This is a genomic window from Stenotrophomonas sp. STEN013 (genome assembly GCF_056760355.1).
In genome coordinates this window covers 563538-585461 of record NZ_JBRREO010000001.1, presented here as the reverse complement: position 1 = coordinate 585461, position 21924 = coordinate 563538, and the positions used below count along the sequence as shown (strand labels likewise).

General features: G+C 67.2%; 17 protein-coding genes. 7 read left to right on the top strand and 10 right to left on the bottom strand.

Translation table 11 applies throughout. The annotated features are described in order from the left end of the window. Positions 1-52 precede the first annotated feature (52 nt). The 6 genes from gltS to ACVOMH_RS02485 all read right to left on the bottom strand — a co-directional run bounded on the left by gltS (position 53) and on the right by ACVOMH_RS02485 (position 6908). A complete protein-coding gene (gene gltS / locus ACVOMH_RS02510; protein WP_481550936.1) occupies positions 53-1258 on the bottom strand; it encodes a sodium/glutamate symporter in 1206 nt (401 codons plus the stop codon). Positions 1259-1553: 295 nt separating this feature from the next. Next, entirely contained in the window at positions 1554-1952 is a 399-nt protein-coding gene (locus tag ACVOMH_RS02505) for a RidA family protein (protein WP_054660859.1), read from the bottom strand. Between the two features lie 46 nt (positions 1953-1998). After that, positions 1999-3435, bottom strand: a complete 1437-nt coding sequence (locus tag ACVOMH_RS02500) for an N-acyl-D-amino-acid deacylase family protein (RefSeq protein WP_481550935.1) — start codon at positions 3433-3435, stop codon at positions 1999-2001. A 3-nt stretch (positions 3436-3438) separates the two neighbouring features. Next, entirely contained in the window at positions 3439-4314 is an 876-nt protein-coding gene (locus ACVOMH_RS02495; RefSeq protein ID WP_199398882.1) for a MurR/RpiR family transcriptional regulator, read from the bottom strand. A gap of 4 nt (positions 4315-4318) precedes the next feature. Beyond that, positions 4319-5674 carry a GntT/GntP/DsdX family permease gene (locus ACVOMH_RS02490; RefSeq protein ID WP_481550934.1) on the bottom strand — a complete coding sequence of 452 codons (1356 nt, stop codon included), beginning with the start codon at positions 5672-5674 and terminating at the stop codon, positions 4319-4321. A 22-nt stretch (positions 5675-5696) separates the two neighbouring features. Then, positions 5697-6908 (bottom strand): amino acid deaminase, encoded by a 1212-nt coding sequence (locus ACVOMH_RS02485; protein ID WP_481550933.1) that lies wholly within the window; start codon positions 6906-6908, stop codon positions 5697-5699. Positions 6909-7174: 266 nt separating this feature from the next. On the opposite strand from ACVOMH_RS02485, the gene ACVOMH_RS02480 reads away from it, so the two are divergent. The 4 genes from ACVOMH_RS02480 (at position 7175) to ACVOMH_RS02465 (ending at position 12212) form a co-directional block, all read left to right on the top strand. Further along, positions 7175-9469 carry an NADP-dependent malic enzyme gene (locus ACVOMH_RS02480; protein WP_054659761.1) on the top strand — a complete coding sequence of 765 codons (2295 nt, stop codon included), beginning with the start codon at positions 7175-7177 and terminating at the stop codon, positions 9467-9469. 112 nt (positions 9470-9581) lie between these two features. Beyond that, positions 9582-9779, top strand: a complete 198-nt coding sequence (locus ACVOMH_RS02475; protein WP_282267169.1) for a zinc-finger domain-containing protein — start codon at positions 9582-9584, stop codon at positions 9777-9779. 8 nt (positions 9780-9787) lie between these two features. Further along, on the top strand, positions 9788-10900 hold the full coding sequence (locus ACVOMH_RS02470) for a glycosyltransferase (RefSeq protein ID WP_481550932.1): 1113 nt from the start codon (positions 9788-9790) through the stop codon (positions 10898-10900). Beyond that, positions 10881-12212 carry an O-antigen ligase family protein gene (locus ACVOMH_RS02465; RefSeq protein ID WP_481550931.1) on the top strand — a complete coding sequence of 444 codons (1332 nt, stop codon included), beginning with the start codon at positions 10881-10883 and terminating at the stop codon, positions 12210-12212. The genes ACVOMH_RS02470 and ACVOMH_RS02465 overlap by 20 nt, the downstream gene beginning before the upstream one ends. Before the next feature lie 24 nt (positions 12213-12236). Here ACVOMH_RS02465 and ACVOMH_RS02460 read toward each other — a convergent pair whose 3' ends face one another. Beyond that, positions 12237-13157, bottom strand: coding sequence for an LpxL/LpxP family Kdo(2)-lipid IV(A) lauroyl/palmitoleoyl acyltransferase (locus ACVOMH_RS02460; RefSeq protein ID WP_481550930.1), 921 nt, complete (start codon positions 13155-13157; stop codon positions 12237-12239). 75 nt (positions 13158-13232) lie between these two features. Here ACVOMH_RS02460 and waaA point away from each other — a divergent pair, with 75 nt between their 5' ends. Beyond that, positions 13233-14528, top strand: a complete 1296-nt coding sequence (gene waaA, locus ACVOMH_RS02455; RefSeq protein WP_481550929.1) for a lipid IV(A) 3-deoxy-D-manno-octulosonic acid transferase — start codon at positions 13233-13235, stop codon at positions 14526-14528. Positions 14529-14606: 78 nt separating this feature from the next. Here the strand turns inward: waaA and ACVOMH_RS02450 are convergent, their stop codons facing one another. The 3 genes from ACVOMH_RS02450 to ACVOMH_RS02440 form a co-directional block, all read right to left on the bottom strand. After that, on the bottom strand, positions 14607-15965 hold the full coding sequence (locus ACVOMH_RS02450; protein ID WP_481550928.1) for a TolC family outer membrane protein: 1359 nt from the start codon (positions 15963-15965) through the stop codon (positions 14607-14609). 19 nt (positions 15966-15984) lie between these two features. Further along, a complete protein-coding gene (locus ACVOMH_RS02445; RefSeq protein WP_054657423.1) occupies positions 15985-16632 on the bottom strand; it encodes a protein-L-isoaspartate O-methyltransferase family protein in 648 nt (215 codons plus the stop codon). 135 nt (positions 16633-16767) lie between these two features. Further along, a complete protein-coding gene (locus ACVOMH_RS02440; RefSeq protein WP_054657425.1) occupies positions 16768-17430 on the bottom strand; it encodes a TetR/AcrR family transcriptional regulator in 663 nt (220 codons plus the stop codon). Between the two features lie 109 nt (positions 17431-17539). Here ACVOMH_RS02440 and ACVOMH_RS02435 point away from each other — a divergent pair, with 109 nt between their 5' ends. After that, entirely contained in the window at positions 17540-18664 is a 1125-nt protein-coding gene (locus ACVOMH_RS02435; RefSeq protein WP_481550927.1) for an efflux RND transporter periplasmic adaptor subunit, read from the top strand. A gap of 3 nt (positions 18665-18667) precedes the next feature. Beyond that, on the top strand, positions 18668-21829 hold the full coding sequence (locus ACVOMH_RS02430; RefSeq protein ID WP_481550926.1) for an efflux RND transporter permease subunit: 3162 nt from the start codon (positions 18668-18670) through the stop codon (positions 21827-21829). Positions 21830-21924 lie beyond the last annotated feature (95 nt).

The following is a 21924-nucleotide window of genomic DNA, read 5'->3' as shown; positions in this document are numbered from 1 at the left end:
GTCGCGCCATATCCGTGCGCATGGCACGGATATGGCGCACGGAACCGGTCGCTCAATGCGGCCAGAAGTTCAGGAAGCCGGTGATGATCAACGCGTTGATGAAGTCGATGAAAAACGCGCCCACCAGCGGTGCTACCAGGAACGCACGCGGTGCAATGCCGTAGCGCTGCACCAGCTTGCGCATCACCGCCATGGCGTTGGCGGTGGTGCCGAGCATGAAACCGATGAAACCACCGCCCATCACCGCCGCGTCATAGTCGCGGCCCATCAGGTAGAAGATCGGCACCGCGAACAGCGCCACCACGCCGACCTGGATGATCAGGTTCACCAGCAGCGGCACGCCCAGACCGGCCAGTTCCCACAGTTTCAGGTCCATCAGCGCCATGGCCAGGAACAGCGCCAGGCAGATGTTGCCGATCAGATCGGTGGTGGGTACCGACAGCTTGATCCAGCCGGTGGCGTCATCGATGTTGCGGATCAGCGCGCCCACCAGCATCGCGCCGATATAGCCGGGCAGGGTCAGGCCGATGTGGGTGAAACTCTTGCCCACCCACGCGCCGACCCACATCGCCATCAGCAGCACGACGATGCTCTTGAGCGAATCGAACTCGCGGGCCGCTTCGCTGGGATAGCGCAGCAGGATCGACTCATCCACGTCCTTTGCGCCACTTTCGCCGCGGCTGCTGGGGGTGATGACCTTGAAGCGGCGCAGCAGCACGGTGATGACCGGTCCGCCGACGACGCCACCGCAGATGATGCCGGCCATGGCCGCGGTGACGGCCAGGGTCTCGGCGCCCTGCAGGCCGGCCTTCTCGAACAGCGGCGCGAACGCCAGGCCGGTGGCCGGGCCGCCAGTCAGCGTGGCCGAACCGGCCAATACGCCGAACATCGGGTGCAAGTCGAACATCCAGGCCACGCCGATGCCGATCAGGTTCTGCAGCACCGCAAACAGCGCCGCGATCACCAGGAAGGTCATCACCTGCCGGCCACTGATACGCAGCAGCCGCACACTGGCATTGATGCCCAGGGTGGTGAAGAAGGCCACCATCAACGGGGTCTTGAGCGTGGTGTCCAGGGTGAACAGCGTTACCTGCTGGCTGTGCGCCCACCATACCGCCAGCGCCACCAGCAGCCCGCCGATGACCGGCTCGGGCAGGTTGTAGCGGCGGAAAAACGGGATGGCGCGGCACAGCGCGTAACCCGCGAACAGCGTCAGGCCGGCAAAGGCCACCGTCTGCACGGCATCGAGTTGGATCATGGAACAGGTACCTCTACCAACGGGACACGGACTTTGTCCGGCTCAGGAAACAATATCAATAGCAGGTAGAGGTGGTTGCAGCGGCATTTCCGCCACCAGGTGGCGCTAGAATCGCCCGGCTCTAAGCTGAATGGGGATGGCTTGCGATGCATGCAGTGCCGGCCCCGCGCGCGATGTTGGGGTTTGCCGGCGGAACCCGCGCCGCGGTTTGCGGCCTGCGGCTGGGTGCGCGCCTGTTCGCAGTTCGAGCGGCCGGGTGCGCCCCGCTGCGGAAAGGCGCCGCGCTGCCGGCGGCTCAGTCGCGCGGTGGACGCTTGTAGGCCACGCAGTCCACTTCCACCTTGCAGTCCACCACCATGCGGCTTTCCACGCAGGCACGGGCCGGCGGGTGCTCGCCGAAATAGTGTTTGAACACGCCGTTGAAGGCGTAGAAGTCGCGCGCGTCGTCCAGCCACACACCGCAGCGCACCACATGCTCGGGGCCGTAGCCGGCCTCGGCCAGGATCGCCAGCACGTTGCCGATCACCACGTGCGACTGCTCGGTCACGGTGCCGGCGACCAGCTCGCCATCGCGCATCGGCACCTGGCCGGAGACGAACAGCCAGCCATCGGCCTCCACCGCCCGCGAGAACGGCATGTGCTGTTTGCCCTGGCCGACGCCGCCTTCGGCGCCATAGCGCTTGATGTCACTCATGGGTATTCCTTTCTATGTATGAGGTGTACCGGGAAGGTGCGCCGGTTCAGGCCGCTGGCGCCGCTTCCGGACGGATGAACCGGCCCGGGCGGGCGGTGACCTGGCGGCCGTCGTAGGCGAGCCGGCCGTTGACCCAGACCGCGTCGATCCCTTCGGCGGCGCGGATCGGATCGTGGAAGCTGGCGGTATCGCGCACCCGGGCCGGGTCGAACAGCACCAGGTCGGCCCACCAGCCTTCGCGGATCTGGCCGCGGGCGCCCATGTGGAAGCGCGAGGCCGGCAGCCCGGTCATCTTGTGCACGGCGGTGTGCAGCGGGAACAGCTGCTCGTCGCGCGCATAGTGGCCGAGCACGCGCGGGAAGGTGCCCCACAGCCGCGGGTGCGGGCGCGGATCGCGCGGCAGACCGTCCGAGCCGATCATCGTCAGCGGGTGGCTGAGGATGCGGCGCACGTCGGTTTCGTCCATGCAGAAGTAGACCGCGCCGGCCGGCTGCAGACGCACGGCGGCCTCCGTCAGCGGCAGATGCCAGTCGGCGGCGATCTCGGCCAACAGCCGACCGCCCTGGTCCGGTTCGGACTCGGACCAGGTGATCAGGATGTCGTAGGCATCGGTGACCTGCTTCAGGTCCAGGGTCGAGGCGCTGGCGGCGTAGGGATAGCAGTCGCAGGCCACGTCCTGCCCGGCCGCGGCGTGCTGCAGGTGTTCCAGTACCTCGGCGCTGCGGCCCCAGTTGTCCACGCCTGCACATTTGAGATGCGACACGCGGACCGCGGCTTGCGGCGTGCGCGCGGCATGGAGGGCTTCATCCATCGCCGCGAGGATGCCGGCGAACTCGTCGCGCAGGTGGGTGGCGTAGAGCCCGCCAGCCGGCAGTTCCCCGGCCAGTGCATCCACCTCGGTGGACGGGGCATTGAAGGCCGAGGCATAGGCCAGGCCGCTGCTCAGGCCCAGCGCGCCGGCGGCCAGGCTCTCGCGCAGCTGCGCGCGCATGGACGCGATCTCCTCCACCGAGGCGGCGCGATCCAGCCGGTCCATATGGTTCTGGCGCAGCGCGGTGTGGCCGACCAGTGCGGCCACGTTCACCGCCGGGGCGGCCGCTTCCACCGCACGGCGGTAGCTGGCGAAATCCGGATAGCGGAAGTCGGGTGCATCGCCGAGCAGGTTCATCGGATCGGGCACCTCGCCGCGCACCCGGACCGGGCTGGCGCTGATCCCGCAATTGCCGACCACCACGGTGGTCACACCCTGCGAGAGCTTGCTGGTCATGTCCGGGTTGCGGATCACTTCCAGGTCATCGTGGGTGTGTACATCGATAAAGCCCGGCGCCAGCGCGCGACCGGCGGCGTCGATCACCTCACCGGCCGGGCCGGCGAGCCGGCCGATGGCGGCAATGCGGCCGCCGTTGATGGCCACATCGGCGCGGACCGCGGGCCGGTCGTTGCCATCGAAGACGAGGGCGTTGCGGATAAGGAGCTCGTACACGGATCAGTCGCCCAGGGGCAGGCGCGAATCGCCGCCGCGGTAGCGGTCCAGCGCCAGCTTGATGCGGCGCAGGTGCTCGTGGTTGTCGCTGGCGTTGTTGAGCGCGACGGTGGTGGCCAGCACGTCGATGGCCAGCATCATCGCGTAGCGCGAGGCCGAGGGTTTGAACACGAAATCCGTTTCCTCGATGCTGATCGGCAGCAGCCAGTCGCTGCGTTCGGACAGCAGCGTGTCGGCGCGGGTGATGGCGCCCACGCGCGCGCCATAGGTACGGGCGATGTCGATGGCCGAGACGATCTCCGGGGTGATGCCGCTGACCGACAGGGCCAGCACCACATCCTTCGGACCGAGGGTTGCGGCGATCATCTTCATCGTGACCGCGTCGCTGCAGGCCGAGATCGGCAGGCCGAAACGCATCAGCCGGTTCTGCATCTCCTGCGAGAACACGGTCGAGCAGCCACCGATGCCGAACACATGGATGCGCCGGGCCTGACACAACGCGTCGGCCAGGTCCTGCACCACGCTTTCCTTCAGGTTGGCCAGGTTGTGGCGCAGGCTGGCTTCGATGTCATCGCAGATCTGCGCATACAGGGCCGAGACCGGCGGCGCGTTCTGCTGTTCGAGGAAGCGCTTGCCGACCGCGCCGGCCGAGGCCAGGCGGGCACGCAGTTCGCGCACGTGTTCGCAGCCCAGGGTCTTGGCAAATCGCGAGATGGCCGCGGCACTGACGTCGGCGCGATCGGCCAGCTCGGTGACACCGTATTGGGCGGCAGCGTCCACATCGGCAAGGATGGTGTGGGCGATGCGGGCTTCGACCGGGCTGAATTCATGCAGCCGCTGGCGTAGTTCGTAGACGATATCGAACATGGTGGAGGTCATCGGTTCAGAGCACCGCGGCAAGGGCCATCACCAGCAGCAGCGCGGTGACGGAGATGAGGGTTTCAAGCACGGTCCAGGTCTTGAAGGTCTGGGCCACGCTCATGTTGAAGTATTCCTTGACCAGCCAGAAGCCACCGTCATTGACGTGTGACAGCACGACCGAGCCGGCGCCGGTGGCCAGCACCAGCAGTTCCGGGTGCGGATAGCCCAGCGCGGCGGCGATCGGGGCGACGATGCCCGAGGCGGTGGTCATCGCCACCGTAGCCGAGCCGGTGGCCACCCGCATCAGCGCGGCCATGGTCCAGCCCATCAGCAGTGGCGACAGGTCGAAGCGCTGCGACAGGCCGATGATTTCGGTGGCCACGCCGGTGTGGACGAGGATGCCGTTGAGGCCGCCGCCGGCACCGACCAGCAGGGTGATCGCCGCGGTCGGGGCCAGGCACTCCTGCGAGAACTTCAGGATCTGCTCGCGGTTGAAGCCGCGCATCAGGCCTAGGGTGACAAAACTCATCAAGGTGGCGATCAGCAGCGCTACCACCGAGTGGCCGATGAAGCGCAGGCCATGGTTCAGCGCCGAGCCCGGCGTGGCGATCTGGTCGGCCCAGCCGCCCAGCAGCATCAGCCCCACCGGCACCAGCAAGGTGGCCAGGGTGATGCCGAAACCCGGCAGCTGCTCATCGGGAATCCGACCATGGCCTTCATCCAGCAGCGCCGCCTCCATCGGGTTGTGCGCCGGCAGCTGCACCCGCGGTGCGACGAACTTGGCGAACACCGGGCCGGCCAGCGCGGCGGTGGGCAGGCCGACGATCAGCGAATACAGCACGGTGCGGCCGACATCGGCCCCATAGGCCTGCACCGCCAGCATCGCCGCCGGGTGTGGCGGCACCAGCCCGTGCACTACCGACAGGCCGGCGACCATCGGCAGGCCGACCAGCAGCAGCGGCACGCCGGTACGGCGGGCGACGTTGAGCACGATCGGGATCAGCAGCACGAAGCCGACCTCGAAGAAGATCGGCAGGCCCACGCAGAAGGCGATCAGCATCATCGCCCAGTGCACGTTCTTCGGCCCGAAGCGGGCGATCAGGGTTCGCGCGATGCGTTCGGCGCCGCCGGATTCGGCCATCATCTTGCCGAGCATGGTGCCCAGCGCAACGATCAGCGCGATATGCCCCAGGGTCTTGCCCACGCCCTGCTCATAGGCCGGCAGGATTTCCGGGGCCGGCATCCCGGCCAGCAGCGCCAGCCCGACCGAGACCACGGTGACACTGATGAACGGGTTGAGCCGGTAGCGGGCGATCAGCACGACCAGCGCCAGGATCGACAGTACCGCGTAGATCAACAGCAGGTTTCCATTGCTCATGCGTACAGGCCGGGTGCGTGGATCAGAACTGGGTGGAAATGGCGTCGACGACGGTATAGGCGTCATCCACCACCAGCAGATGGCGCCACTTGTCGAAGGTCAGGCACGGGTGTGAGATGTCGAAGCACAGCATGTCGCCCACGCGCAGGTCGTCCTGGTCGCCGACGTCGAGGAAGGCGTGCTGGTCCATCATCGCGGTGATCTTCCAGTGCCCGGTTGCGGCAACCGGTGCCGCGGTGCCCGGCCGGTAGTGCAGCGCCGGTACCGGGAAGCCGGCATCGAAGGCGGCATCGCGCTTGCCCAGGGCGATGATCGCCTTGCCCGGCTCCGGCCGGGATTGCACATAGGCCCACAACTGCAGCGCCGGTTGCAGGCTGCTGCCCATCTGGCGCGCCACCGGGTTGCTGGCATGGATGCGCTTGGCCGCGTCGCGGTAGATGCCCACGTCATGGGTGAGGTAGCAGCCCGGGCGCAGCACCACCTCGATGCCCGGATCGCCGGCCAGTCCCGAAAACTCCTCGGCCACCACGTCGAACCAGGCCGAACCGGCGCCTGAAACCAGTGCCGGCCTCCGGGCCAGCGCGCCCAGTTCGCGCAGCTGCTGGAAGGTGGTCACGGTGCGCTGCAGGATCGCGCGCACCCCGGCCTCATCCGGCGCCACGCCTTCGTAGACTTCCACGCCCGCCAGCTGCACGGCGTCCGGCCAGCGGCCGAGTTCGGCGATCACCGCGTGGACCTGCGCCGCGTCGCGGACACCGGTGCGGCCGCCGGCGGCACCGATCTCCAGCAGCACGCCAACGCGCAAGGCCTGCGGCCGGAAGTACGCGCCCAGCGCGGCGACGTTGTCCGGCGAATCCACCAGGCAGAACAATTCGGTGCCGGCATCGCGCAGCAGGTCGGCGGCGATGGCCATGTTGGCCTTGCCCACCAGCTGGTTGGCCATCAGGATGCGCCGCGCGCCGGCCAGCCACGCCTCGCGGGCCTGGGGCGCAGTGGCCACGGTGATGCCCCAGGCGCCGCTTTGCAGCTGCAGCCGGAACAGTTCCGGGCTCATCGTGGTCTTGCCGTGCGGTGCCAGGTGCACGCCGTAGGCGGCGGTGAAGCGGCGCATCCATTCCAGGTTGTGCAGCAACGACTCATGCCTCAGGACGGCGGCGGGCAGGCTGACGTCCTCATGCAGGATCGACCAGCCCTGGGCGCTGGCGTCTGCAATACCCAGGGACGTGGCGGACACGCCAATGCCCTTGCCGCGTAGCGGGGTGGGCGTGTGCTGAAATAATTTTTTATCCAATGCGATACACCCGGGCGACAAGCGCTGGCCACTGAAGCGGGAGCTGTCTATGTACCAGATATCGCCGCGAGTGAAAAATATTTTCGCATATTGCTGCATGGCAGCATATGAGAAGGGTGACGTTTGTCCTGAATGGGGACCTGCCGGAAACCGCTAATGTCGGCGCCGAGTCGCTAGAATCGACGGTTCAGCCACTGCAAGTCCCGTCGATGTCCAAAGAAGATTTCAAGCAGGCCGCCCTCGAATACCACCGCATCTCGCCTCCGGGCAAGATCCGGGTCGCGGCGACCAAGCCCATGTTGACCCAGCGCGACCTGTCGCTGGCGTACTCGCCCGGCGTGGCGCATGCCTGCGAAGCGATCGTGGCCGACCCTGCGCAGGTGAGCGAACTGACCGCCCGCGGCAATCTGGTGGCGGTGATCTCCAATGGCACCGCGGTGCTGGGCCTGGGCAATATCGGCCCGCTGGCCAGCAAGCCGGTGATGGAAGGCAAGGGCGTGCTGTTCCAGAAGTTCGCCGGCATCGACGTGTTCGATATCGAGGTCGACGAGAACGATCCGGACAAGCTCATCGACATCATCGCCTCGCTGGAGCCCACCTTCGGCGGCATCAACCTGGAAGATATCAAGGCGCCGGAGTGCTTCGTCATCGAGCGCAAGTTGCGCGAGCGGATGAACATCCCGGTGTTCCATGACGACCAGCACGGCACCGCGATCATCGTTGGTGCGGCGGTGCTCAACGCCATGGTGATCACCGGCAAGAAGATCGAAGAGGTCAAGCTGGCCACCACCGGCATGGGCGCGGCCGGCATCTCCTGCGTGAACATGCTGGTGCAGCTGGGCCTGAAGCCGGAGAACATCCTGGCCTTCGACCGCGACGGCGTGATCCACACCGGTCGTACCGATCTGGATCCGGAAAAGGCCCGCTACGCCCGCGATACCGACAAGCGCACGCTGGCCGAAATTGTCGATGGTGCCGATATCTTCCTCGGCCTGTCCGCGGGCGGCATCCTGACCAAGGAGATGGTTGCGACGATGGCGCGTGATCCGGTGATCTTCGCGCTGGCCAATCCGTACCCGGAAATCCTGCCCGAAGACGCCAAGTCGGTGCGTCCTGACGTGATCATGGGGACCGGCCGTTCGGACTATCCGAACCAGATCAACAACGCGCTGTGCTTCCCGTATCTGTTCCGTGGCGCGCTGGATGTCGGCGCGACCGGGATCAACGAGGAAATGAAGATCGCCTGTGTGCGCGCGATTGCCGCGCTGGCGCGCAAGGAGGCCTCGGATCTGGGCGCCGCCTACGGTGGCGAATCGCCCAGTTTCGGTCGCGACTACCTGATTCCGCGTCCGTTCGACCGTCGCCTGCTGGTCGAACTGTCCGCCGCGGTGGCCCAGGCGGCGATGGATTCGGGCGTGGCAACCCGCCCGATCGCCGACATGGCCGCCTACCGCGACAAGCTGGCGCAGTTCGTCTACCGCACCAGCCTGTTCATGAAGCCGGTGTATGACCGTGCCCGCTGCGACAAGCAGCGCGTGGCCTATGCCGAGGGCGAAGAGGAAGTGGTGCTGCGCGCGGTACAGAACGTGATCGACGAGGGCGTGGCTTTCCCGATCCTGATCGGCCGCCCGGAGGTGATCGAATCGCGCGTGGAGCGCCTGGGGCTGCGCATGCAGGCCGGCGTGGACTACGAGATCACCAACATCAACGATGATCCACGCTTCAACGAGTACTGGCAGTACTACCACGAGATGACCGGCCGCAAGGGCGTCACGGTGGCCGCGGCCAAGAACCTGATGCGCTCGCGGCCGACGCTGATCGCGGCGGTGATGGTCGCCCGCGGCGAAGCCGATGCGATGCTGTCGGGCCTGGTCGGCCGCTTCCACAAGAAGCTGGGCTATGTGCGCAGCGTGATTCCGCTGGAAGCCAAGGTCAGCTCGACCTCGGCGATGACCGGCGTGATCAACAACCAGGGCGTGTTCTTCTTTGTCGATACGCATGTACAGGAAGACCCGACCGTCGAGCAGATCGTCGAGTCCACGCTGCAGGCGGCCTACCGCATGAAGCTGTTCGGCATCGAGCCGAAGATCGCGCTGCTGTCGCATTCGAACTTCGGCAGCCACGATTCCAAGGACGCGCTGAAGATGCGCCAGGTGCGCGAGGCGCTGCTCAAGCGCAATCCGCGTCTGAACGTGGATGGCGAGATGCAGGGCGATACCGCGTGGGACGAGGCGCTGCGCGAGAAGCTGCTGCCCAACAGTACGCTCAAGGGTCGCGCCAACCTGTTCGTGCTGCCCAACCTGGAAGCGGCCAACATCGCCTACAACCTGGTGCGCGTGTTCACCAACGGCGTGGCGATCGGGCCGATCCTGATGGGCATCTCCAAGCCGGTGCATATCCTCACCAGTAGCGCCAGCGTGCGCCGGGTGCTGAACATGACCGCGATCGCCGCGGTGGATGCGCAGATCCGCAAGCAGATGGAAGCCGAGCGCGGCAACGGCTGACCGGGCGGTTCACCGCCTATCCAAAGGGACCGGGCATTGCCCGGTCCCTTTCGTGTTTCTGGGGCCGGCGCTGCTAGAATTGGGTTCTCGCAATCCAGTTCCGTGCCTAGCCATGAGCCATACCGCCACCGCGCCCGCCAACGCCGAAAAGCGTTACACCGTGCACCGCGCCGACTTGCCGCTGAGCTGCCCGACGCCGGAAATGGCGCTGTGGAATTCGCACCCGCGCGTGTACCTGCCGATCGAGAACGAGCCCAATGGCGAGGCCGCGTGCCCGTACTGCGGCTCGGTGTTCGTGCTGGCTGATTGATCCTGCCGATGCGCCGCCTGACTGTGGTGCAGTTGCTGCCGGCGCTGCACTCCGGCGGTGTCGAGCGCTCGACGTTGGAGATTGCCCAGGCGCTGGTCGCCGCCGGCCACCGCGCCATCGTGGTGTCGGCGGGTGGACGCCTGGTGCAACCGCTGCTGGACAGCGGTGCCGAGCATCTCACTCTGGAGATCGGCCGCAAGTCGCTGCTGACGCTGCGGCACGTGGCCAGCCTGCGCCAGCTGTTTGTCGAAACCGGGGCCGATATCGTGCATGCGCGCTCGAGGCTGCCGGCGTGGCTGGGCTGGTACGCGTTGCGCGGGTTGCCAGCCGCTCAGCGTCCGCACTGGGTGACGACGATGCACGGGCTCAATTCGCCCGGGCGCTACAGCGCGATCATGGCCAGTGGCGAGCGTGTGATCTGCGTGTCGCAGACCGTGCGCGACTACCTGCTGGCCAACTATCCGCAGACGGATGCCGCGCGACTGCGGGTGATTCCGCGCGGCGTGGATGTGGCCCAGTTTCCGCGCGTTGCCCGTAGTGATCGCCGCGCACGGCTGGCGGTCGCCGCGCAGTATCCGCTCCTCGCTGGCGATGGCCCCCTGCTGCTGCTGCCCGGTCGCGGCACGCGGTTGAAAGGGCATGCCTACGCGTTGCGGCTGCTGGCGGCGTTGCGTGGCGAGGGTGTGCCGGCGGTGCTGTGGATGCCCGGTGCACGTGAACCCGGTCGCGAGGCCTATGTGCGCGAGCTGGAGCAGTCGGCGCAGAGGCTCGGCGTTGCCGAGGCGCTGGTGATCAGCGAGCCCACGTCCCGTATCGCCCAGGCCTATGCCGCCAGCGATCTGGTGCTGCAGCTGTCCGACAAGCCAGAGGCATTCGGACGCACCGTGCTGGAGGCGCTGTCGGTCGGGCGTCCGGTGCTGGGCTGGGCCCATGGCGGTGTCGGGGAGCTGCTGGGGCAGCTGCAGCCTTCCGGAGCGGTCGTGCCGGCAGACGAGGCCGCATTGCTGCAGCGGGCACGCGCGCTGCTGCTGCATCCGCCGGCCTTGCCCGCCCGTATGCCTTTGACGCTGCAGGCGATGCAGCGCGCCACTTTGGATGTCTATGGTGAACTCGTTCGCTGATGCCGCTTCGCTGCCGCCCGCCGCGCGTCTTCCGGGGCGCTGGGCGCCGGCATGGGTGATCGCTTTCGTCGCGCTGTGGCCGGCGCCGGGGATCGCCGAGGCGGTGCTGGTGCTGGGCGCGCTGTTCACGGTAGTGCGCCTGCTGCAGCTGCGGGCACGGGGCGGCATCGCGCCCTTGCTCAGCGTGCCGGCGTGGGCGCTGACCGGCGTGCTGTTCCTGGCCTACTGGTTGCCGCAGCTGTTCTCGGCAATGGACGCGGCCGATCCGGCCAAGGCCTGGGGAAAGGTGGCCGGCGGGCTGCGCTATCTGCCCTTCATGTGGCTGGTGGCGATTGCCGTGGCCACCAGTGGTCGGCGGCGGACGACATTCACCGGACTGGCGGTGATCGTTGGACTGTGGACGCTGGATGCACTGGCGCAGGCGCTGTCCGGAATCAGTCCGCTGTTCTGGTCGATGGACAAGCTCAAGTGGCTGATCAATGGCCGCGGTCTGTGCAGTGCAGAAGACCTCGCCGCAGTGGACCGGCTCAGCGGCGTGTTCGGCCCCTGCAACCTGAAGTTCGGCCAGGTGCTGGCGAGCATGGCGCCGTTCGCGCTGTTTGCCGTGGCCGCACGTTGGCGGCGCTGGGGCTGGCTGCTGGCGGCGGTATTGATCGGCGCGGTGGTGGTGCTGGCCGGTTCGCGCGCGTCGTGGATCACCTATGGCCTGGTGCTGCTGTTCTCGGGCTGGCGCCTGCTCGGTGGCAAGTGGATGGCGCTGCTGCTGCTGGCCGGCGTGGTGGGCGTGGCCGCGCTGGGGGCCGGCTCACCGCAGGTGCGTGAACGTATCGCGCGGACCACGCTGGCGCTCAGTGGCGACGGTGCCGGCGTGAACGAGGCGCTGTCCGGGCGCAGCCAGATCTGGGGCGCGGCCCTGTGCATGATGCGCGAGCATCCGATCAACGGGGTGGGCACGCGTGGCTTCCGCGATGCCTGGCCGGAGTGTGATCCGGCTCCTGCGCAGACCGCGGCCTGGGGCCAGGGGCCGGCGCTGCACGCGCATCAGATCGTGCTGGAAATCCTGGCCGAAACCGGTGTGGTGGGCCTGCTGCTGTGGCTGGCCGGGGCGGCGATGGCGCTGCGTGCGTGGCGTTATGCCAGTTGCGCCGCGCGGGAGCGTGCACTGCCGGCGGCGTTGGCGCTGGCGGTGACGGTGTTCCCGCTGAACACCCATCTGGCGTTCTATTCGGCGTTCTGGGGTGGGCTGACGCTGCTGCTGGCGGCCCTGTATGCCGGCGCGCTGCTGGCCGAAGAGCCGGGCGGCGCGCGCTGAGCGGTGACGCCCGCGGTGCGGGCGTCAGTCGTAGAAGTGGCTGCGGCCTTCGGGCTGGCGCTTGAAGCGGCGGTGGATCCACAGGTACTGGTCCGGTGCCTCGCGCACCATCTGCTCGATCGCGGCATTTACCCGTGCGGTGTCGGCGACCGGATCGTCGGTGGGGAAATCCGGCAACGGAGGCGCGATCTTCAGCACATAGCGGCCACCGACGCGGCGATGGAAGAACGGCACCACCGCGCAGCCGGTCATGCGCGCGAACTGGTGGGTTGCGGTGATGGTGGAGGCGGGCATGCCGAAGAACGGCACGAATACCGAATCCTTGCCGCGCATGTCCTGATCCGGTGCATACCAGAGCACGCCACCCTTTTTCAGGTGACGCACGGTGGCGCGGATGTCTTCGTTGGCGAACATCGCGCAGGCGTACTTCAGCCGCCCGCTTTTGACCGCCCACTCCATCACCGGGTTGCGGTACTTGCGGTACATGCCGGCCAGCGGCACGTGATCACACAGCAGCCGACCGCACATTTCCAAGGTCATGAAGTGCCCGGACACCAGCAGCACGCCGCGGCCTTGGGTCTGCAGGGCGCGCAGATGTTCCAGGCCTTCCATTTCCACCTTCGGGCGGATGACCTCGATGCTGCCCCACCAGGCCCGGGCGAACTCGAAAACCCCCACGCCCAGCGCATCGAAGCTGTCGCGCAGCAGGCGCTGGCGCCACGCCTGGTCCTGTTCGGGAAAGCACAGTTGAAGGTTCACTTCCGCCGCGCGGCGGCGGCTGCGGGCCAGGTGCAGGGCCAGCCAGCCGATGCCTCGACCCAGTGCGCGTTGCAGCGTCCATGGCAGGCGCGCGGCCAGCGCGGCGATACCCAGCCAAGCGAAGGTCGGCCAATGCCGGGGATCGCCCAGCGAAGGGCGGGTGGCGGTGGTGGGAGAATCGGACATGGGAGGATTCTAAGTGATGCATGACCCAACCGGTTTTGCCATGCGTTGCAGCGGCCGCTCCCGTATCCTTCCCGCATGCGCAAGGATCCCGTTGAAATATTGCTGCGCGGTCTGTATTCGGCCGTGTTGTATCTGTTGTTGCCGATCACGGTGTACCACCTGGTGTGGCGCGGGTTCCGGGTGCGCGAGTACTTCAAGCGTTGGGACGAGCGCTATGCCTCGTATCCGGAAAGTGGCAGCGAGCCGCGGGTGTGGCTGCATGCGGTGTCCGTGGGTGAGGTGAACGCCGCCGCGCCGCTGGTCAACGCGCTGCGGCAGCAACGTCCGGATATCCGCTGGATCATCACCACGATCACCCCGACCGGTTCGCAGCGGGTGCGTGCGCTGTGGGGCGATGCGGTGGATCACGTCTATCTGCCGTATGACGTGCCGGGCAGTGTCGGGCGTTTTCTCGAGCACTTCCGGCCGAGTCTGGCGCTGATCCTGGAAACCGAGCTGTGGCCGAATCTGCTGTTCGGCTGCCGCGATCGCGGCATTCCGGTCTACATCCTCAACGCGCGCCTGTCGGCGCGCTCGCTGAAGGGCTATCGCCTGCTGCGGCCGCTGGTGGGGCGTGCATTGCGCACGGTGACCTGCGTGGCGGCACAATCGCAGGACGATGCCGGGCGTTTCATCGCGCTGGGGGCAATGCCGCAGCAGGTGCGCGCGCTGGGCAACCTGAAATTCGATATCCATCCGCCGGATCCGTCGGCGGTGCGGGCGGCTTTCGGCTGCCATGTACCGGCAGATCGACCGGTGTGGATCGCCGCCAGCACCCATGAAGGGGAAGAGCAGGCGGTGGTCGACATCCACACGCGTCTGCTGGCACGGCATCCGCAGGCGCTGCTGTTGTGGGCGCCGCGCCATCCGGAGCGGTTCGCCCGGGTCGAGGCGCTGGCGCGCGAGCAGGGCTGGCAGGTCGCCACGCGCAGTGCCCAGCAGTGGCCGCCGGCCGGCACCGGGGTATTCGTGATCGACACCCTGGGCGAGCTGATGGCGTTCTATGCCTGCGCGACGGTGGCCTTTGTCGGTGGCAGCCTGCAGCCCATTGGCGGGCATAACCTGCTGGAGCCTGCGGCGATGGGAACCGCAGCGGTGACCGGGCCGCATCTGCACAACTTCGCCGAGATTTCGAAGCGCATGTCCGAGGCCGGGGCGGTGCGTATCTGTGCGGATGGAAACGCGGTGGCGCAGGCGATCGAGCACCTGCTGGACGACACCGTGGCGCGTGAGCGCATGGTCCAGGCGGGGCGGGCGCTGGTTGCCAACGGTCGCGGGGCGCTGGAACAGACCCTGGCGCTGATTGGCCCGGCGCTGCCGGCACAGGCCTGAGATTTTCCGAACCGCCGCACCCATGCAAAAGGCGGGCCGAAGCCCGCCTTTTGCGTTCCATCGGATTGGCGTGGGCGGTTACTGCACGCTTTCCGGCTGCAGCTTGGCCTCGGCATCCTGGGTGAGCAGGCGGTTGATTTCCTGCACCTCGGCCACGTCCACCGCGCCGACGGCCTGGCTCAGCTGCAGACGGCTGAGCAGAAAGCTGTAGCGCGCCTGTGCATAGTCCAGCTGTGCCTGGAACAGGGTGCGCTGGTTCTGCACCACGTCCAGCACGGTGCGGGTGCCAACCTCCAGGCCGACCTGCGAGGCGTCATAGGCGCTCTGCGCCGAGACCACGGCCAGGCGGCGTGCTTCCACCTCGCTGATCCCGGCCACGACCGTCTGCCAGGCGTTGCGGGTGTTGCGGTCCAGTGCGCGCTTCTGCTGCTCGTACGCATCCTGGGTGATGTCACGCTGGGCCAGTGCCTGGCGCACGCGCGACTGGGTGGCGCCGCCGGCGAAGATCGGCACGCTCAGGGTCAGGCCGATCGAGTTGCTGGTGCTGTCCGGCGTACGCGAGGAGCCGCCGATGCTGTCGCCCCAGCTGGCGTTCTTGCCCCAGGCACCGCCCAGCGCCAGGGTCGGATAGTGGTTGCCGCGTGCAGCCGAGACGTTGGATTCGGCCGCGCTGACCTGCAGTTCCTGGGCCTTCAGGGCCGGGTTCTGCGCCACGGCTTCGGCCACCAGCTGGTCGACATTGCTGCGGTTGGCCGGCAGTTCCGGGCGGAAGTCCTCCGGCAGGCCGCGCAGGCCGCGGACCGGCTGGCCTGTCAGCTCGGTCAGCGCCTGATAGGCGTCTTCCAGCGCATTGCGGGCCAGGATGGTGTTGGCGCGGGCCTGGTCGTACTGGGCGCGGGCTTCGTGGACATCGGTGATCGGGGCCAGGCCCACTTCCAGGCGCTTGTCGGCGTAGTCGAACTGCTTCTTGGCCGCCGCCTCGTTGGTCTGCGCGGCGGTCAGCGATTCGATCGCCACCAGCACGTTGAAGTAGGTCGTGGCCGAACGCACGATCAGATCGTCATTGGCCGAGTCCAGGGTGAAGTCGGCCGCCTTGCTGATGTCGCGCTGCGCCCGCAGGGTGGCGAACTGGCTCCAGTTGAACAGGGTCTGGCTGCCGGAGACGCGGTAATCGCGGCTCTTGCTGGTGCTCGAGCCGCTGACGCCGTCAAGTTCCACCCGTGAGCGGTTCAGCGAGGCCTCGCCGTTGATCTGTGGCAGCAGTGCCGCGCGCGCCTGCACCTGGCCCTCCTTGGTATACAGCCGGTTGGACTCGGCGGAGGACAGCTGCGGGTCGCCGTTGCGGGCCATTTCGTAGACCTGCAACAGGTCGGCGGCATGGGAGGTCAGCGGGGTGAGGGCGACGGCCAGCGCAAGGGCGAGGGATCGGCGAATCATTGCGGCTTCCTTGGACGTTTCAGAGTTGGAATTGCGGGGCTGGAGCGGCGCCCAGCAGATAGTCGATATCGGTTTCAAACAGCGATTCGATGCTGCCGTCGGCCTTGACCAGCACCGCCTCCATCACCGGGGATTTGCCCTGGATGACGAACATGCGGCCGCCCGGGCGCAGCAGCTTCAGCAGCTGGGTCGGGATGGTTTCTACCGCGGCGGTGATGCAGATGGCGTCGAAGTGGCGCTCGGTCTGCCAGTTCAGGGCATCGGCAACCTCGATGCGCACGTTGTTGCCGAGCTTGGCCGCGTCCAGACGCTGACGCGCGGTTTCGGCCAGTTCCGGATGGATTTCCAGGCTCAGCACTTCGCGGGCCAGATCGCCCAGGCAGGCGCTGATGAAGCCGCTGCCGGTGCCGATTTCCAGCACTTCCTCGCCCGGCTGCAGCGCCAGTGCCTGCAGCATGCGACCTTCGATGACCGGCTTCATCATCTTCTGGCCGTGGCCGAGCGGCAGCTCGATATCGGCATAGGCCAACGCGCGGTTGGCCTCGGCGACAAAGGCCTCGCGCGGCAGCCGCGCCAGAACGTCCAGCACGCGGGTGTCCAGCACGTCCCAGGGACGTATCTGCTGTTCAACCATCATTTCGCGGGCGTGGGAGTAATCGATCGTCATGGGAAGCTCATCATTCCGGCGCAGTGGGCCGGCCATTTTACCGGTTAGGAGTGGACGGTGCGGGGCAAGCATCGCTGCCACCTTGTGCGGTCCGCAGTGCCGGAAGTCATCGGGACCTCCGGTTCGTTCAGGTTGTCAGCGCGGCGCATAGGCGCGCAGGAAGAAATCGACGCAGGCGGCGATATGCGCGCGGGCATCGGGTACCGCCGGTGCCGAGCACAGGCCGCACATCATATGGGTATGCACTTCGCCCTTGATCAGGCAGAAGAACTGGCGGGCGGCCAGTGCCAGGTCATCGATGACCAGTTCCTGGCGGGCCACGCGGGCGCCCAGGAAGTCGGCCAGCGCCGCTTCGGTCCGCGCCGGGCCGGCCTGCCAGAACATCTGGCGGATGCGGTCGTCGGTGTCCGGGGTCATCATCATGCGCTGGGTGGCGATGGCCGCGTCGCTGCTGATCAGCGTGAAAAACGCATCGCCGATCCCCAGCAGCTGGTCGCGCAACGGGCCTTCGTTATCGGTCACAAACAGCTCGTCGGGCATCATCTCCACGCACTTGGCCTGGATCGCTTCGGTGAACAAGGTCTCCTTGTCACCGAAATGGCTGTACACGGTGAGCTTGGAAACGCCTGCCGCGGCAGCGATGCCGTCCATGCTGATGCCGTTGAAGCCCTGTTCGATGAACAGTTCCTTGGCCGCATCGAGGATCGCCGCGCGCTTGCCCAGGTCCTTGGGACGACCGGGGCCGGCGCCACGTGCAACGGGCTTCTCGGGAGCGTTGGCGGACGAGGAGGAAGACATCGTTTAATACTAGACCAGCTGGTTCGATATTTATACTATACCGTGTCGTTCAGTAATGGCGGTGACGTCCCGGCCGCTTCCCTTTCCTCCCGCTTCTGCGACCCCTCCGATGAAAAACGTTCGATGGATTGGCGTCATCCTGCTGCTGGCCGTGCTTGGTGCCTGTGGAAAGTCCGAACCCGCGCCGGTGGCGCCGGTTCCCGTGCTGGTGGTGCATCCCGGCGACAGCGTGGGGGCGGGCATCAGTGCTTTCCCGGGTGAGGTACGGGCCCGCGAGGAAACGGCGCTTTCGTTCCGGGTCGGCGGCAAGCTGCTGCGCCGGCATGTCGATGCGGGCGATCAGGTAAAGCGGGGGCAGCTGCTGGCCGAGCTGGATGTGGCCGATTACGCCTTGCAGGCCCGCGCCGCGCAGGCGCAGTACGCGGCGGCCGAGGCGGATCTGGTGCGTGCCCGGGACGAACAGAAGCGCTACGAGACGCTGGCTGCGCAGCAGCTGGTGAGCCGCTCGGCGCTGGATGCGCAGACTGCGGCATTCAAGGCCGCGCAGGCCCAGGCCAACGCGGCCCGCTCCAATCTGGAGGTCGCCCGCAATCAGGCCGCCTACGCGGAATTGCGCGCTCCCGAAGACGGCGTGATCGCCAGCCGCCAGGCCGAGGCCGGACAGGTGCTCGCCGCCGGACAGACGGTCTACACGCTGGCGGCCGCCGGCGCGCGCGAGGTCGCCATTGCGCTGCCGGAAAGCGGCATCCGTGACTACAGCGTCGGCCAGGCGGTGCAGGTCGAGTTGTGGAACCAGCCGGGCCGGCGGTGGCCGGGCAGCATCCGCGAGATTGCACCGGCGGCCGATGCCCAGGCGCGCACCTATGCCACCCGCGTGGGTCTGGCGCCGGAGGCATGGGGCCAGGTCGAGCTGGGACAGAGCGCGCGGGTGTTCATCGCCCATGAAAAGAACGCGGGATTGACGGTGCCGCTGGCGGCCGTGCAACAGGGCAAATCAGCGCAACAGGCCAGCGTCTGGGTGGTGGATCCGGCCAGCGCCACCTTGCAGGCGCGCGCGGTGTCGCTGGGCGCCTATGGCGCGCAGGACGTTCCGGTGTTGTCGGGGTTGAAGGCCGATGACTGGGTGGTGGCCGCTGGCGGCCATCTGCTGCGCGAAGGACAGGCGGTGATCGCGGTGGACCGCAAGAACCAGCCGGTGATCGCGCCGGCTGCTGCCGCCAAGCAGGGGGAGTGAGGCGTGCGCCGCTTCAATCTTTCCGAATGGGCGCTCAACAACCGCCCGCTGGTGCTCTTCGTGATGATCGCCATGGCGGTCATCGGCGCATGGTCCTACAAGCATCTCGGCCAGTCCGAGGATCCACCGTTCACCTTCAAGGCGATGGTGGTGCAGACGATGTGGCCAGGTGCCACCGCCGAGCAGGTCTCGCGGCAGGTGACCGAGCCGATCGAGAAGGCGCTGATGAACACCGGGCAGTACGAGTTCATCCAGTCGTACTCGCGACCGGGCGAATCACAGGTGATCTTCATGGCGCGCGATTCGATGCGCTCCAAGGATGTGCCCGAGCTGTTCTACCAGGTGCGCAAGAAGGTCGGCGACATCCGCGGCACGTTGCCGGCCGAAGCCGTGGGGCCATTTTTCAATGACGAGTTCGGCGACACCTTCGGCAACATCTACGCGCTGACCGGCAAGGGCTTCGATTACGCGCTGATGCGCGACTACGCCGATCGCATCCAGCTGGAGCTGCAGCGCGTGGCCGATGTGGGCAAGGTGGATCTGCTCGGCCTGCAGGACGAGAAGATCTGGATCGAGCTGTCCAACACCAAGCTGGCCACGCTGGGCATCTCGCTGCAGCAGGTACAGCAGGCGCTGGCGCAGCAGAACGCGGTGGCACCGGCCAGCTTCTTTGAAACCTTCAGCGACCGCGTGCAGCTGCGTGTGAGCGGTCAGTTCGACTCGGTCGAGGCGATCAGGCAGTTCCCGATCCAGGCGGGCGACCGCACGATCCATCTGGGCGATATCGCCCAGGTCAAACGCGGCTTCGCCGATCCGGCCTCGCCGAAGATGCGCTTCATGGGCGAGGAGGCGATCGGTATCGCCGTGGCGATGAAGCAGGGCGGCGACATCCTCCAGCTGGGCGCGACGCTGGATGCCGAGTTCGGGCGCTTGCAGAAGACCCTGCCGGCGGGGATGGAGCTGCGCAAGGTGTCCGACCAGCCGCATGCGGTGGAGGAATCGGTCGGCGAGTTCGTGCAGGTGCTGGCCGAGGCGGTGATCATCGTGCTGCTGGTGAGCTTCTTCTCGCTGGGGCTACGCACCGGGCTGGTGGTGGGTGTGACCATTCCGCTGGTGCTGGCGATGACCTTCTTCGTCATGCACTACTTCGATATCGGCCTGCACAAGATTTCACTTGGCGCGCTGGTGCTGGCGCTGGGCCTGCTGGTGGATGACGCGATCATCGCGGTGGAGATGATGGCCACCAAGATGGAGCAGGGCTACGACCGCCTGCGTGCGGCCAGTTTCGCCTGGACCAGCACCGCCTTCCCGATGCTGACCGGCACGCTGATCACCGCCGCCGGTTTCCTGCCGATCGCCACGGCCGCCTCGAGCACGGGCGAGTACACGCGCTCGCTGTTCCAGGTGGTGACCATCGCGCTGGTGGTGTCGTGGATCGCGGCGGTGCTGTTCATCCCTTACCTGGGTGACAAGATGCTGCCGGACCTGCACAACCCGCAGCCGCCCAAGCCGGGCAGCCTTGCCGGACGCTGGCATGCGCTGCGGCTGCGCTGGGCCGACCGCAACCCGGCGCTGGCCAATCTGATCAAGCCCAGACAGCTGGCGCACGACCATGACCCGTACAAGAGCGCGTTCTATCAGCGCTTCCGCCGCTTCCTCGACGCCTGTCTGCGCCGGCGCTGGCTGGTGATCTTCGCCACCATCGGCCTGTTCGTGTTCTCGCTGGTGATGTTCCGCTTCGTGCCACAGCAGTTCTTCCCGGATTCGACCCGGCCGGAACTGATGGTGGATATCGAACTGGCCGAGGGCGCCTCGCTGAAGGCCACCCAGGCGCAGGCGGAGAAGTTCGAGGCGTTGCTCAAGCAGCGCCCCGGCATCGCCAATTTCGTCGGCTATGTCGGCAGCGGGTCGCCGCGCTTCTACCTGCCGCTGGACCAGCAGTTGCCGGCGACCAATTTCGCCCAGTTCGTGGTGCTGGCCGATGACATCCAGGCGCGCGAAGACGTGCGCCAGTGGCTGATCGATGAGGTCGTGCCGCAGTTCGGCGACGTGCAGCTGCGTGTCACCCGGCTGGAGAACGGCCCGCCGGTGGGCTATCCGGTGCAGTTCCGCGTCTCTGGCGAGCACATCGACCGGGTCCAGGCCATCGCCCGCCAGGTGATGGCGAAGGTGCGCGAGAACCCGCATACCACCAACGTCAACCTCAACTGGTCCGAACCGAGCAAGGTGGTGCGGCTGGTGGTGGACCAGGAGCGCGCCCGCGTGCTGGGCGTGAGCAGCGCGCAGATCGCCCAGTTCCTGACCAGCTCGCTGTCGGGCATGAGCGTGAGCACCTACCGCGAAGGCAACCGCCAGATCGGCATGCTGCTGCGCGGACCGGATGACGAACGTACGCAGCTGGACATGCTCGCCAGCCTGGCCATTCCCACGGCGGGTGGCACGTCGGTGCCGCTGTCGCAGGTGGCGAGGCTGGAATCCACCTTCGAGGACGGGATCATCTGGCATCGCGACCGCCTGCCCACGGTCACCGTGCGCGCCGATATCGGCGACGGCACCCAGCCGGTGGGCGTGGTGGAGCAGATCGTGCCGACGCTGGCGCAGATCCGCGAGGCGCTGCCGGACGGCTACCTGCTGGAAACCGGCGGCACCGTGGAGGATTCGGCGCGCGGCCAGGACTCGATCAAGGCCGGCTTGCCGCTGTTCCTGGCGGTGGTGGCGACCTTGCTGATGCTGCAGCTGCGCAGTTTCTCGCGGGCGGCGATGGTGCTGGTGACCGCACCGCTGGGCATCATCGGCGCGACCCTGTTCCTGCTGCTGTTCCGGGTGCCGTTCGGGTTCGTGGCGATGCTGGGAACGATCGCGCTGGCCGGCATGATCATGCGCAACTCGGTGATTCTGATCGACCAGATCCAGCAGGACATCGACGCCGGGCATGACCGCTGGCACGCGATCATCGATGCCACCGTGCGCCGCTTCCGGCCGATCGTGCTGACCGCCCTGGCGGCGGTGCTGGCGATGATCCCGCTCTCGCGCAGCGCCTTCTACGGCTCGATGGCGATCTCGATCATGGGCGGCTTGATTGTCGGCACGGTGCTGACCCTGGTGTTCCTGCCGGCGCTGTACGCGGCCTGGTTCCGGGTACGCCCGGACGAAGCCGGCAGCTGAATCGACGATGATCTCCGGCCCCTGTGTCCCGCGCCGCAGGGAGCCGGGCACGGCGAATGTTAGATTGGCACGCCGGTGCACCGCCGGCGTGCCTG